We start from the raw sequence: 12,614 nt of genomic DNA, 5'->3' as shown, positions 1-12,614 counted from the left end.
TTTTAGCTCATCGCATTCTAGTATGGGACAAAGAAATGCTGTGCTAATGCTAGGTGTGCTAGATTGTATCTGTGCTTTGTCTCTTTTGTTTTGCTCATTTTGTTGAATCGCTTTAGATTCTTTGCTTTTGCATTCTAGTTTGATATTTAGACTAGAATCTAAAATTGAATAATTTAAGATTGTAAGTCTATGGTTGTTTAGAAAAACTTGGAGGGTTTGATTTGTAGGATAGATTTTTGTTTTATTGTTTGTTTGGGTGGAATTGTTTGAATGGCTAGAATCTAAATTATTGTTTTGATTGCTTGAATCTGCATTTGAATCTTGTGAATGTGAATTTGATTTATAAGATTTATTTGAATCGCTTGAATCTAAATCTGATTCATCACATTCTAAATAATAAATAGGTTTTGATTCGTCTAAATCGTTGTTTGAATCACTTGAGTTTTGTGAATCATTAAAATCTAAATCTCCAAAAAAACATTCACTATATGGCATAGTGGATTCTATGCCACCTGTGAGTAAAGTGGAATCTAAAAATATAGAAATATCATACTATATAATGCCAAAATTAAAGGGCAAGTTTTGTATAAAATCTTGGTGCAAAAATGATAAAAAATCAACCGCTTAAGTTGTCTTGAGCCTTATATATTTGTTTGTCATAGTCGCAATCACAACTTCAAAATTCCTTTATGAGAACTTAAGTTTAGATAATCTTTGCAAATTTACAAAATAGCGTGAAATTGCTACATAACACGATTTTTGCACAAACATTTGGACACTTCGTCCACTTCGTTCGCTCGGTATGACACAGCAAAATCCGTCATTGCAAGCGGGGTTGAAAAATCCGCTTGGCAATATATATTATTAGCTTTGTAAAAATCGTGTTTTTGGTATTTTATAACGATAGATTGCCACGCAAGTCTTGTGTTTTGCTCGCAATGACGATGGGAGAGTGGATTGCCACGCATTAGATTTTGCTAAAACGCAAAATCTAATTGCTCGCAATGACAAAATGTCTTTTTTTAAATAAAAATACCCACCTCCATTTTGTCCCTCGTGCTAAGGGAGGGGCTATATGAATTGCCACGATTCTGGCTTTTTTTACAAAAATCCTAGAATCTAGTAATTACAAATAAACTAACACAAAAACACCTCTGCAACAAACAAGGTTTTTTAAAAGCAAACACTGCATTGATGAAGCAAACCCAAAAGAATGACACAAAAAGAAATGACACAAAAAAAGAAAAGACAAAATAGGATTTTTTACCACGATTTACAAAATTGCCACTTTTACAAAATTGCGACATTTACAAAAATGCTACCTTTACAAAATTACTACCTTTGCAAAAAGAGAATTTCTTACTGCGTAAAAAAGAAGCAGAATTTGGATATAATACAAAACCTAAACAACAAGATTTTATAAAATCTTGGCACAAAATGCTAAAAAATCAACCGCTCAAGCTGGATTGATTCAAAATCAACCGCTAAAATTTGGATTGAGCTAAAAAACAACTGCTTAATAGCCGTTTAAGTTGAGTTTAAACAAAAAAAAATCTACTTAAAATCGCATTTTGCCTAAAATAAAAGCCTCAAACAAAAATCTTAAAAAAGGTAAAACTTAGTCAATGGTAAATAAAATCCTATGTGCCACGCGAAATGGCATCGGCGGCGAGATAGTCGAAGTGCAAGCCACTTTTGTGCGTGCATTGCCTGCCTTTGTCATCACAGGGCTTGCAAACAACGCCATACAAGAAAGCAAGCAAAGAATCCAATCCGCCCTAAATCATATCGATTTCACATTCCCCCCGCTAAAAATCGCAGTGCATTTATCCCCTGCGGACATTGCCAAATCTGGCAGTCATTTTGACTTGCCTATCGCGCTACTTATCGCCCTGCAAAAGCAGGGGACAAATGCACTAGAAAATGAGCAAAAATGGTTTGCGTTTGGGGAGCTAGGGCTTGATGGAGAAATCCGCCATAGTGAGAGTATCTATCCGCTACTTTTAGAGATTTCTCTGCGCTATCCACACGCCAAAGTCATCGTCCCAAAAGAAGGTGAAAATCTATTTTGCCATATCCCAAATCTGCATCTTTTTTATGCCTCTTCGCTAAAACAGGCTTTAGAGATAATGCAAGATTTGGAGGCAAAATCCACCCTAGCACCGCTCCCACAAAAAAGCTTAGATTTTGCTTCGCTACATATAAATGGAGAGGATTTTTACTATGCACAGGATTTTGAAAGCGATTTTAGCGAGGTGAGGGGACAAGAAATCGCCAAAAGAGCCGCCCTAATCGCAGCAAGTGGGCTACACAATATCATCTTAGAGGGGTCTCCTGGCTGTGGCAAAAGTATGATAGCAAAGCGAATGCGCTATATTTTGCCACCGATGGATTTAAGCCAGATTTTGCAATGTGTCCAGCTCCAAACCCTAAGCGGACAAAAGGCAAACTACTCGCCCCTGCGTCCATTTCGCAACCCACACCAAAGCGCGTCAAAATCCTCTATCTTAGGCTCAGCCACGCAAAGTGAAGCAAGGCCCGGCGAAATCGCCCTAGCACACAATGGAATCTTATTTTTTGATGAATTGCCTCATTTTGCAAAAGAAGTGCTAGAAGCATTGCGCGAGCCACTAGAAAATAATGAGCTAGTCATCTCACGCGTGCATAGCAAAATCGCTTACCCCACTTCGTTTCTTTTTATCGGGGCGCAAAACCCCTGCCCCTGCGGGAATCTACTAAGCCTAAGCAAAGAATGTCGCTGTTCCCAAAAAGAAATCGCTTCTTATAAAGCAAGGCTTAGTGAGCCGTTTTTGGATAGAATCGATATATTTATCCAAATGCAAGAAAATGAGCAAAATGCAAAGCCAAGTATTAGCTCAAAAACGATGCAAGAAGCCGTATTTAGCGCATTTACAATGCAAATCAAACGCGGGCAAAAACACCTAAATGGCAAGCTAAATGAAAAAGAAATAGAGCAGTTTTGCATACTTGATGAAGCAAGCCAAACGCTACTTTTGCAAGCCTCGCAGAGATTTAGCCTATCTCATAGAAGTATCCAAAAGCTAAAAAAACTAGCCCGCACCATAGCGGATTTGGACGGCAAAGATTCTATCCAAAAATCGCATTTGCTAGAAGCGTTAAGCTATCGCCGTATGGGATAAATTTTTGGATAAAGATTGGTTAGATAAAATATGCTATGATTAGCGGTTTTTAAGTGGATTTTGTGTGAAATGGATTTGAAGCGCGTTTATACGCTAAAATCTAGCAAAATCTAACAAAACCAAAATCTACTAGCTTGTAAGTCTTGCTTGCCAAAACTTGCAAAATATTGCCAAACTTGTCAAAATCTTTATTTTGCAAACTTTTTGGCAAATTTTTTGTAAAAACTTTTGCAAATTTTGAGAAGTTTTGCAAAATCTATCTAAACCACTCTTTAAGGAGAATCTAAATGCTACCTCACTTCACGCCACGCACACGCCACGCAAACCACGCGACGACAAACAATCAAAATCCTTTTTTTTCAAAAAAGATTTTATTTGGATTTTTAGCGTTATGTTGCTGTATGGCTATGTTTTTCACAGGCTGTGCAGACAAACCAAAATCTACACAACTAAGAAAACACCTACTCCCAGACGCACAATCCGCCAAGACAACGCAAACCCAACAAGATAGCGAAATCCTAGAATACGACTATGAGCAAAACTTCAAAAAAAGCAAAAAAAGCGCGTTTAGAGTCGCGCTATTTATCCCAAAACAGCTTGTGGGGCGGTATTCGGTAAATATTTCAAACACGATTTTAGCCTATCTCATCGCTAGGGGGATAGATTATGAGTTTGAAATGTTTGATTGTGTCGATGAAAACCCTCGCAACCTAAAAACACATTATAACCGCATATCAGATTTTCATCTAGTCATCGCCATACTTAGCCAACAAGGCGTAGAAAACCTAATCGATAGCGTGCGCATCTCTTACCCCACATACATACCCACGATAAACAAAGAGCGCATCTCAAAAAGCGCGCCTAGAAATCTATATTTTGGCGGGATTAGCTACAAAGAACAGCTTGAAATGCTACTCCCGCTTATGCAAGATGCGCGTATCGTAGAATACGGCGATGATAGCCAAATCGGCTCATATCTTACAAGCCTTTTTAGCTCATATCATCTAAATCCTTTGCGACAGCGCACTATCAACAATCAAGACGCTTCAAATTTTACCAAAATCCTCCCCCAAGAATCCGCTTATTTCGCAGGGGCAAATCTTTTGCTAAACACCTCTGCTTCTAAAAGCGGACTTTTGCTATCCCAAATCCGCTATTCTACGCGCACGCCTAAGCGATTTTTATCCACGCAAGTAAATTTTAATCCCACGATTTTGCAGCTTAGCACCCCCCAAAGCAGACAAAACTTTTTTGTAGTCAATGCGATATGGGATAGCGACACACGACTAAAAGAATACGCCACACTGCTAAATAGCGACTTGCAGTATGATTGGGTAAGTTATGCGACTTGTATCGGCGTGGAGTTTGGATTATCGCTATATGAGCGCGGATTTAAGCGATATTTTGATGAGCAAATCCAATCAAACCAAGTGCAGTATAAAAACAGAATCTTTACGACAAATGATAGCGCGTTTATCCCCGCACAATAACGCCATAAACGCTACAAAACATAGCAATAAAAGATTTTAGATTTTGCGCGAGAGAATCTTTGTTGCGCGAAGTATTCTTTTTGCGCAAAGGATTTTGCGTAAAAAGATTCTGCAAAAGATTCTTTATCGCAAGAGATTTTGCACATAAAGATTTTGACTAGATTCTCACTCTAGCCCTTTTAGCATTTGACAAAACGCTTCTTTAAATGCTTGCAAGCCGTTTTCTAAAAGTGTGTTTTGGATTTGGCTTAGGCTTTTGCCACCTAGATTTAGCTTAGCGATAAAATCTAGCGCGTCTTGTTTGGCATTTTGTCTTAAAAGTGGCGAAAAAATCCTCTTGCACCCTCCGTGTTTATTAGCACATTCCCAAAACGCCTCAATCGTGCTTAAAGGCGCGGTATTCACACTATGAGGGACTAACAGATTGGTAATATAATAATCCTTGCTAAGCCCATCTAGCTTCGCGCCTGTGGAGGCAAAAAGCGTGCGAATGCGTGGGTTGCCCACTTCCTCTATCTCGCCATAGCAGGCAAAAGCATTTAGCACGCCAAGTGCTGGGCAAGATAGATTTTTTGCCACATTAGCCAAACTAGCAGAATCAGTCAAATTAGCGCAATTTGCAGATTTTGCCAAATTAGCAGAATCTAAAAAATCTAGCTCTTTTACAAACGATTCTACAAAGCAAGATTTTATCGCCATCGCCTGCGCGCTTGTATCCACCACGCTATCAAAGCGCGAGACAAATACGCTTATCACACCGCGAGCCTCCCCACATAGATTTTTATCTAGCACACGCGCACACTCCCTAGCCTGCTCTTGGCTAAAAACAAGCGTGGCATTTATGTGGATTCCAGCCTTTGCTAGCTCGCTCATTATGGCGTATCCTGCTTGCGTGGCAGGGACTTTTATCATCACATTTTCTTTTGCGATTGCCTCATATAGTCGCCTCCCCTCACTCACGCTTGCGCCCACATCATCGCACAGCAGAGGGTCTATCTCGATACTTATAAACCCACAATCCTTATTCGCCCTATACAAAGGCTCTAGCTTGTCTGCTGCAAGCGCAATATCAGCTATGGCTAGCTCTTCGTATTTTTCTTTCGCGCTTTTGCCTTTTAGTTTTTCTAGCGCATTTTTATACGCGCTAGAATTGCCAATCGCGCTAGCAAAAATGCTAGGATTGCTAGTAGCCCCTACAAATTTACCCTGCGATAAAAGCGCGCTAAAATCACGCTCCAAAAACTCCCGCTCGATAAAATCACACCACAAACTAAAATCTTTTATCCCCTTTTCATTGCTACTTATCTCAAAGCCCATTTGATTCTCCTTAATTTTGTTGATTTTGTTTTGTGCCTTGTTTCGCACGCTTTTTAAACGCATTTACGCGCTTTATCTCACGCTTTATTTTCATAATTTTCGTGTTTTTTGCGCATCTTTATATGGATTTTGTAAATAATATTTTGCTAAAATCCCACAAGTTTTTACGCAAACATTTTAACAAAATCTAGCCCCAAATTTAACAATAAGGATTTTAATGCCCCTATCTTTTTCTACATTTAAATTTACCTTAAAATTCCCCGCTAGTATCGCTTGTTTGGCGTTTGTTATGTCATTGCCACTGCCAAGCATAGCACAAAATCTAGCCCAAAACCAAAGCCAAAATCCATTGCAAAATCCCCTCTCAAACACCGCTAAAAACACCGTGCTAGATTCCCTGCAATCCCAAAAACCCACCCAAAATCTAAATCCATTTAAAGATTTTAGCCAGATAGATTCTAGCATATTGCAATCTTACTCCACTTTTATCCCTCGATACAGCACGCGATTTGACACCAAGCACAACCTAAATCTAAACGCATTTGGCGGGCAAATAAATATAGATTCTGCAAAAAATCAATACATAAGCCAAAGCCACATAACCCAAAACTATGGCGGGCTAAGACTTAGCTATGATAACATAATCGAGCGATACGGGCTAGGGGCATTTGTAAGCTATGTGTATAATGACGCCAAAAACACAAATCTTGCCAAAGCCCACACGGCAATCGTTGGAGCGTATTTAGATTTTTTTATCGATTCTCATCATATCAAAGCCCATCTTGCCCAAAGTTTTAACTTTTTTGATTTGGATTCTATAAAAGGCATCACTTCTAGCACGACTAATGTAGAAGCATCTTATGGCTTTGTTTTCCCGCTAAAAACCAAAGGTGGCTTTATCGAGCCTTTTTCAAAGTTTAGCATTGCTAGTCTTTTTGGTATCGAAAAAAAAGGCTTAGATTTGCCAAATTACGCGCTACATTCACACATTGAGCTAGGAGCGCATTTTAGGCAGTTTATCGGTGATGACAAAGTGTATTTTTACATTACGCCTAGCTTTCTCCAAACCATTGGCATAGACAAAAACGACCCGCTTTTGCGCGTGATAAATGTCGATGAATACGGGCGAGCACAAATAATGATGAATGATAATCTCTATCGTAGCTATGGCTTACTTTTGGTGGGGATAGATTTTAGGTTGCGCCCTAGCGTTAGGCTATTTTTGCAAGCAAATGGAAAAATCACGCAAAATCTATATTCTTATGGTGGAAATCTAGGACTAAATATTGCGTTTTAAACCTTAAAATTTTGGCTAGATTTTATGGTTTTAAAGCGAGTTTATAAAGCTAGATTTTAGGATAGATTTTATCGATAATAGGAGCATAAATGGAGAGTTTTGATTATTATGAGATTTTAGAGATTGAGCGCACAGGGGACAAAGAAGTCATCAAAAAAGCATATCGCAAAATGGCTTTAAAATACCACCCCGATAGAAATCCAAACGACAAATCTGCTGAAGAAAAATTTAAGCAAATCAATGAAGCCTATGAAGTGCTAAGCGATGATAACAAACGCGCAATCTATGATAAATACGGCAAAGACGGGCTAGAGCAACAGGGATTTGGATTTAGCGGGACAGATTTTAGCTCAATTTTTGATGATTTGGGGAGTATTTTTGGGCAGGCTTTTGGATTTAGCACAGGTGGCAGGGGGCAAAGAAGCGATGAAAAATATAGCCCAGATTTTATCGAACGACTTGATTTGAGCTTCAAAGAAGCGGTTTTTGGGTGCAAGAAAAAAGTCTCCACACATTACAAAAAATCCTGCAAGCAATGCAATGGCAGTGGTAGCGAGGGAGGCAAAAAAGAGCAGTGCAAAGAGTGCGGAGGTAGGGGACAGATTTTCACTAGGCACGGCATTATGGCGTTTGGACAGACTTGCCATAGGTGCAAAGGCACAGGGCAAGTCATCACAAATCCTTGCAAATCCTGCAATGGCGAGGGATACAGCATAGAAAAGCAAGAATTTGACATAGATGTGCCTGCGGGGGTCGATGATGAGATGAGGCTTCGCGCTAGTGGCAAGGGCAATGAGCTAAAAAACGGGCGTAGGGGGGATTTGTATCTAGTGATTTATGTCAAAGAAGATGAGCATTTTTTGCGACACGGAAGCGACATATATATAGAAGTGCCTGTGTTTTTTACCCAAATCATTTTAGGCGCAAAAATCCATATCCCATCTCTAAGCGGGCAAAATCTAGAGCTAAATATCCCGCCAAATACCAAAGACAAAGAACAATTTGTCTTTGCAAATGAGGGAATCAAAGAGGTAAATTCTTCGCGCAAAGGCAGGCTAATCGCCCAAGTGAAAATCACCTACCCCACTTCGCTAAATGCCGAGCAAAAAGAGCTAGCACAAAAACTGCATTCTAGTTTTGGCGTAGATGGCGAGCCTTATAGCAATGTATTTGAAGAAGCACTGCATAAAATCAAAGGCTGGTTTAGCGACAAAAAATAGCTAGATTTTGCAGAATTTTGCATAATAAAATCTAGCAACTTCGTTTTTTAAAAAAACAAAAAAAGCAAAATCTGCAATGCTTTTATTCTCATTTTTTCTTGCTTTATAAGTATCATTTTATGCGTATTTTTGGGAATCATCACGCACCAAAACCTATGCCAAATCCATAACGCAACTTTTTGTAACAAATCGCAAAAATTTTTCCATATTTTTTTGCTTTAATTATAAAATCATTTATCATTAGAGAGTTATATTGCATTAACTAGGTTTTAGAAATTTTGCCCTAAAAGCAATGTATCAAAAACAAAATTGCCAAAAAGCAACATTTCTTGCCTAGAAAATCTACCTAAAAAGGAGTCTCAAAATGAGCAAATACAAAACCATTGCAAATGTCTTTGACAAGCAATACGAAAACTATATCGGTGGCAAATGGGTCCCCCCTGTGGATGGACAATATGTAGAAAACAAGACGCCAATCTCTGGCGAAGTGCTATGCAAAGTGCCTCTCTCAAGCGACAAAGACATACAAAACGCGCTTGATGCCGCACACAAAGCAAAAGACAAATGGGCAGACACAAGCCCACAAGAGCGCGCTAGAATCCTACTAAAAATCGCTGATAGAATCGAAGAAAATTTGGAGCTAATCGCGCACGCAGAGACTTGGGATAATGGCAAGCCAATCCGCGAAACGCTAAACGCAGATATTCCTTTGGCAGCAGACCATTTTCGCTACTTTGCAGGCGCGTTGAGGGCGCAAGAGGGCGCGATAAGCGAGATTGACAAAGATATGATTGCATATCATTTCCACGAGCCATTAGGGGTTGTGGGGCAGATTATCCCTTGGAATTTCCCTATTTTGATGGCAGCGTGGAAGCTAGCCCCCGCACTTGCAGCTGGGAATTGCATAGTGATAAAACCTGCTAGCCCCACACCTGCTAGCATTTTAGTGCTATTTAGCGTGATAGGGGATTTGCTCCCTGATGGCGTGGTAAATATCATCAACGGAAGCGGTGGCAAAATCGGCAAGACGCTTGCCACAAGCCCCAAAATCTCTAAAATCGCTTTCACAGGCTCTACAAGCGTAGGACGGCAAATAATGCAATTTGCCACAGAAAATATTATCCCATCGACTTTGGAGCTAGGGGGCAAATCGCCAAATATTTTCTTTGAAGATATTGCGGATTTTGAAGATGAGTATTTCGACAAAGCGATAGAAGGGCTTGTGCTTTTTGCTTTCAATCAAGGCGAAGTCTGCACCTGCCCATCGCGCGCGCTTGTGAGCGAGAAAATCTATGATAAATTTATCCAAAAAGTGCTAAAACGCGTAGAAGCAATCAAGCTAGGCAACCCTCTAGACCCAGAAACAATGATGGGTGCGCAAGTCGATGAAAATCAAATAAAAACCATTCTAAACTACATAGACATCGGCAAAAAAGAGGGTGCAGAATGCCTAATCGGTGGCGAGAGAGACAATCGCGGTGGCGAGCTAGCAAATGGCTGCTACATAAAGCCTACGATTTTCAAAGGGCATAACAAAATGAGAATCTTCCAAGAAGAAATCTTTGGACCCGTGCTAGCCCTCACAACCTTCAAAGACGACAAAGAAGCTTTGCAAATCGCAAATGACACGATTTATGGGCTTGGCAGTGGCGTATGGACAAGGGATATAAACCGCGCATATCGCTTTGGACGAGGCATAAAAGCAGGACGCGTATGGACAAACTGCTACCACGCATACCCCGCACACGCAGCCTTTGGAGGCTACAAACAAAGCGGAATCGGACGCGAAACGCACAAAATGGTGCTAGAGCATTATCAGCAAACCAAAAACCTACTTGTAAGCTATGGAATCAATAAACTAGGATTTTTCTAGGAATCTAGCACTTGATTCATAGCTTTTTTTGTAGCTTACTTCTTATCTTTACTTCATATCTTTGCTTTATGGCTTTGATTGCGCTATGCTAGGGAATCTTTTTAAGATTCCCTAGCGACTTTTGATTTTATTTTTATTTGACTTTTATTTTGTTTTTTCTTTCTTTACTTTTTTTTTGAAATTTTTATGATTCTTTTGAAATCTTTGATAGATTTTAATATTTTTTGATATTTTTTTTGGGATTTTTTTGTTTGTGATTTTGATTTTATAGATTGCCACACAAAAATTCGCTTACACTCATTTTTGCTCGCAATGACAATGAAATGACAATGTTTTGGGATTTGTCCACCCCTTAGCCCCCTCCGCAATGAGAGTGGAATATTCGTCATTGCAAGACTTACCAACAGCAAGTCGTGGCAATCCAAAACCACCCCGTCATTGCGAGAATTTACGAAGTAAATTCGTGGCAATCCACACTCTACAAATTCAAAAAAAAAAAAAAAAAACATTTTTTGTGATTTTAACCATATAGATTGCCACGCGGATTTTGCAAAATCCGCTCACAATGACAAAAACCCAAAAAAAAAAATCTAGCCACTTTATTTTACCTCCGCTTTTTGCCTAAAATCTACACTCAAAAACCTAAAAAGGATTTTAGATGAGTAAAAAAGAGTTTAGAGATGAACTAGATAGAATATTTAAAGAAGCTATCAAAAGCGATGAAGTGCCAAGCGGCGTAGAGCCAGAAAATGAAAGAAAAATTTTTAGCGAAGCCAAAGCATTAGAGGATTTTGGCTACACGCAAATTTATGACAAAAAAACAAATAGCTTTTTATTTATCGATACAAATCGTAAAAAGCTATGCGCGATTTTGTGCGAAAAAGATATTTGATTCTAGCAATCCAAACATTTACCACGCAAATGCGACTTTAGGGGGAGGGGTGCTAGGGGGAAGCATAGCAGGGCTAGAGTATGATGAAAACGGCGACATAAAAGGCTTTAACCCGCAGAATTTCGCGCTAGGTTTTGCAAGCGGTGCGCTAGCAAGCAAAGGACTACAAACTAGCGCAAAAAGGCTAGAAAAACTTGCCAATAGAAACCCAAAAGCAAAAGCCTTGCTAGAGAGAATCAAAACCAAGCACACTAAGAATCAAAGCAATTTAGCTACAATGTCAAATCAAAAACTTGCTAAGGGTAATCAAATGGCAGAATCTATCACAATAATCACGCAAAGCACGCAAAATATACGCGAACTAAGAAGCGAGCTAAACACCGCTTTAGCAAGCATAAAAGATACAGAGCTAATAAACAAAGCCACAGGGTTAAAAGCAAGCATATCCCAACACGAGATTAACAAAATCTCAAATCCTAAAGCAGTGAATAAAAGCGTAGTAAATGGATTTAGCAGAGATGAGCATTTTAAAACAGCAGAGAATCTAAAAGAGCTATACGAAAATGCCTATCTAAAAAACAAACATCTTGATGACAAGGGCAGAGGCTGGGAAGTGTATCGACTTGTAGCAGAATTAAAAATCAATAAAAAGCTAGCACAAGCAAAAATCACAGCTTTTGAAAAGAAAATAGGAAAAAATAGGATTTATACCATAGAATTAGAAGAGTTAAATTCCATTCCATAAGCCTATCGCGTGTTATAAGCAGGAATGGATAAAGCTAGCTCAATATGAGGTGGGCACACGCGATCCTCCCCTACTATTGCTAAGCTGTGTTATTATAGCATTTTTTACAAAAAATCCACAAAACAAAAGGACAAAAATGTATAAAAAGAAAATCCAAAACATAGAAAAATTACTGCAAGACCCGAGCCAAAGTTGGCTACATAGCTCACTAAAAGCAGAACTAGAGAGACTTTATGCACTACAAGCAGAATATGAAAAAGCACCCCAGCCCACATTGCCAAAAGAATACGAAGCTATTTTGCAAGCACAAAAAGAAATAGAACAAAACGCAAGGCAAATGCGTATGTTTGAGGGCGTAGCAAATCAACAAGGCAACTACCAATATTTCAAACAGCTTTATGATTTTTATTGTGCCGAGCAAGCAAAATTGTTTGAAAAAATAAATAATTTGCAGACACCTACGCCACCTCCACCAACGAAAATTACAGGCAAAAGCCTGCTAGTGTGCGAAATTGTGCTTAAAAACATACAATCTTTGCAAAACATTCTAGCCCACGACACCGCAAATCACGCAAGCGCATTTGCTCGCAATGACAAAAACACACAAACCCCCCGACAC

General features: G+C 39.2%; 11 protein-coding genes and 1 pseudogene. 8 read left to right on the top strand and 4 right to left on the bottom strand.

All coding sequences use genetic code 11. The annotated features are described in order from the left end of the window. Both ACWIUO_RS12820 and ACWIUO_RS12815 read right to left on the bottom strand, forming a co-directional pair. A pseudogene (locus ACWIUO_RS12820) lies at positions 1-495 on the bottom strand (hypothetical protein); the annotation flags it as partial. 248 nt (positions 496-743) lie between these two features. Then, positions 744-968 (bottom strand): hypothetical protein, encoded by a 225-nt coding sequence (locus tag ACWIUO_RS12815; RefSeq protein WP_454178282.1) that lies wholly within the window; start codon positions 966-968, stop codon positions 744-746. Between the two features lie 657 nt (positions 969-1,625). Between ACWIUO_RS12815 and ACWIUO_RS12810 the strand changes: the two genes are divergently transcribed. Both ACWIUO_RS12810 and ACWIUO_RS12805 read left to right on the top strand, forming a co-directional pair. After that, complete coding sequence (locus ACWIUO_RS12810; RefSeq protein ID WP_454178281.1) at positions 1,626-3,161, top strand: YifB family Mg chelatase-like AAA ATPase; 1,536 nt, start codon at positions 1,626-1,628, stop codon at positions 3,159-3,161. Between the two features lie 287 nt (positions 3,162-3,448). Continuing rightward, entirely contained in the window at positions 3,449-4,651 is a 1,203-nt protein-coding gene (locus ACWIUO_RS12805) for a hypothetical protein (RefSeq protein WP_454178280.1), read from the top strand. A gap of 165 nt (positions 4,652-4,816) precedes the next feature. On the opposite strand, the gene ACWIUO_RS12800 is transcribed toward ACWIUO_RS12805, so the two are convergent. Next, entirely contained in the window at positions 4,817-5,968 is a 1,152-nt protein-coding gene (locus ACWIUO_RS12800) for a transaldolase family protein (protein WP_454178279.1), read from the bottom strand. A 217-nt stretch (positions 5,969-6,185) separates the two neighbouring features. On the opposite strand from ACWIUO_RS12800, the gene ACWIUO_RS12795 reads away from it, so the two are divergent. From ACWIUO_RS12795 to exaC, 3 genes are all read left to right on the top strand, one after another. Next, the gene (locus tag ACWIUO_RS12795; protein WP_454178278.1) at positions 6,186-7,265 is read left to right on the top strand and encodes a hypothetical protein; all 1,080 of its coding nucleotides are present in this window, start codon (positions 6,186-6,188) and stop codon (positions 7,263-7,265) included. Between the two features lie 89 nt (positions 7,266-7,354). Then, entirely contained in the window at positions 7,355-8,485 is a 1,131-nt protein-coding gene (gene dnaJ, locus ACWIUO_RS12790; RefSeq protein WP_454178277.1) for a molecular chaperone DnaJ, read from the top strand. A gap of 364 nt (positions 8,486-8,849) precedes the next feature. Beyond that, positions 8,850-10,358, top strand: coding sequence for an acetaldehyde dehydrogenase ExaC (exaC, locus tag ACWIUO_RS12785; RefSeq protein ID WP_454178276.1), 1,509 nt, complete (start codon positions 8,850-8,852; stop codon positions 10,356-10,358). 164 nt (positions 10,359-10,522) lie between these two features. Here exaC and ACWIUO_RS12780 read toward each other — a convergent pair whose 3' ends face one another. Further along, positions 10,523-10,867 (bottom strand): hypothetical protein, encoded by a 345-nt coding sequence (locus ACWIUO_RS12780; protein WP_454178275.1) that lies wholly within the window; start codon positions 10,865-10,867, stop codon positions 10,523-10,525. 149 nt (positions 10,868-11,016) lie between these two features. Between ACWIUO_RS12780 and ACWIUO_RS12775 the strand changes: the two genes are divergently transcribed. The 3 genes from ACWIUO_RS12775 to ACWIUO_RS12765 all read left to right on the top strand — a co-directional run. Further along, entirely contained in the window at positions 11,017-11,250 is a 234-nt protein-coding gene (locus tag ACWIUO_RS12775; RefSeq protein WP_454178274.1) for a hypothetical protein, read from the top strand. After that, the gene (locus ACWIUO_RS12770) at positions 11,168-11,995 is read left to right on the top strand and encodes an LPD3 domain-containing protein (RefSeq protein ID WP_454178273.1); all 828 of its coding nucleotides are present in this window, start codon (positions 11,168-11,170) and stop codon (positions 11,993-11,995) included. Before ACWIUO_RS12775 ends, ACWIUO_RS12770 begins: the two co-directional genes overlap by 83 nt. A 136-nt stretch (positions 11,996-12,131) precedes the next feature. Next, positions 12,132-12,614: hypothetical protein (locus ACWIUO_RS12765; protein ID WP_454178272.1), on the top strand; the 483-nt coding region annotated here is incomplete at its 3' end.

The sequence above is a fragment of the Helicobacter sp. T3_23-1056 genome, from assembly GCF_053654535.1.
Note: the sequence above shows the minus strand (reverse complement) of the source record. Positions and strands in the feature narration are given on the sequence as shown.

Bases quoted from the DNA above. Each gene is read 5' to 3' on its own strand.
- ACWIUO_RS12800 (WP_454178279.1), bottom strand. From the start codon at position 5,968: ATGGGCTTTGAGATAAGTAGCAATGAAAAGGGGATAAAAGATTTTAGT.
- ACWIUO_RS12775 (WP_454178274.1), top strand. From the start codon at position 11,017: ATGAGTAAAAAAGAGTTTAGAGATGAACTAGATAGAATATTTAAAGAA.
- dnaJ (WP_454178277.1), top strand. From the start codon at position 7,355: ATGGAGAGTTTTGATTATTATGAGATTTTAGAGATTGAGCGCACAGGG.
- exaC (WP_454178276.1), top strand. From the start codon at position 8,850: ATGAGCAAATACAAAACCATTGCAAATGTCTTTGACAAGCAATACGAA.
- ACWIUO_RS12780 (WP_454178275.1), bottom strand. From the start codon at position 10,867: ATGTTTTTTTTTTTTTTTTTTGAATTTGTAGAGTGTGGATTGCCACGA.
- ACWIUO_RS12795 (WP_454178278.1), top strand. From the start codon at position 6,186: ATGCCCCTATCTTTTTCTACATTTAAATTTACCTTAAAATTCCCCGCT.
- ACWIUO_RS12805 (WP_454178280.1), top strand. From the start codon at position 3,449: ATGCTACCTCACTTCACGCCACGCACACGCCACGCAAACCACGCGACG.
- ACWIUO_RS12770 (WP_454178273.1), top strand. From the start codon at position 11,168: ATGACAAAAAAACAAATAGCTTTTTATTTATCGATACAAATCGTAAAA.
- ACWIUO_RS12815 (WP_454178282.1), bottom strand. From the start codon at position 968: ATGCGTGGCAATCCACTCTCCCATCGTCATTGCGAGCAAAACACAAGA.
- ACWIUO_RS12810 (WP_454178281.1), top strand. From the start codon at position 1,626: ATGGTAAATAAAATCCTATGTGCCACGCGAAATGGCATCGGCGGCGAG.